The sequence below is a fragment of the Vibrio sp. OPT46 genome, assembly GCF_015163535.1.
GTDB lineage: Bacteria > Pseudomonadota > Gammaproteobacteria > Enterobacterales > Vibrionaceae > Vibrio > Vibrio alginolyticus.
In genome coordinates this window covers 1-759 of sequence record NZ_JADDYG010000238.1, presented here as the reverse complement: position 1 = coordinate 759, position 759 = coordinate 1, and the positions used below count along the sequence as shown (strand labels likewise).

At 39.8% G+C, this 759-nt stretch carries 1 protein-coding gene; it reads left to right on the top strand.

The annotated features are described in order from the left end of the window. Positions 1 to 505: 505 nt before the first annotated feature. On the top strand, positions 506 to 759 hold a 254-nt coding region (locus IQR33_RS32745; protein ID WP_228013836.1), incomplete at its 3' end, for an Hpt domain-containing protein.

The window sequence follows — 759 nt, the reverse complement described above, 5'->3', positions numbered from 1 at the left end:
CTATGAAGAAAGCCAACGAGCTTATGAAGCAAATAGAACAGGACTCTAAGCAAAGCTAGTAATACAAAAGGGACGCGAGTCCCTTTTTTGCCGCAGATCACTTGCCAATATGCAACTAGATTGCTAATTTATACTTGTACTTAATGAGGAGAGTTAGCCTTGACTGAAGGAATAGTCAAAGTTGGCGAACGTCGGGCGTCCGTATGTAACGATAGCCTTAAACTAGGACTGCAAGACACTTACCGACTCGGCGTTTTACTTGGAAACGTCCCCTTTGCTACTTGTGTTAAAAACACGCGAGTTGAAGTTTTTTCATCCCTACATTTCGACCATTGCCGTTTGGATATAAGTCAAAATATCTTTAACAATGACTTTCTTTTTGTAAGTTTATCTCAAGCGACAAGCAAACTATTTCTGCTCAAATACTGGTTATGCCATTCATACCTTCGGCTAAGCCTTCATTATCCGAAACATTCCTCTACCTCAACGTTTAATAGGGGTATACATGATTAATTTTGATGTTCTCAATACATACATGGATAACGACGTAGATCTCATCGTCACTGTTTTTTCTACATACCTTGAAGATCACACGAGTGATATAGAGCGTATAGATGAGCTATATGCAAGCAGATGTTGGTCAGAACTCTATCTATTAGCTCATAGTTTAAAGGGCATTCTAGAGAGTTTCGGAGAAGACACCGCGGTCATTGCGTTTCAAAGAATAGAAGAAAAAACCAGAAACGATACAGCGCCAGA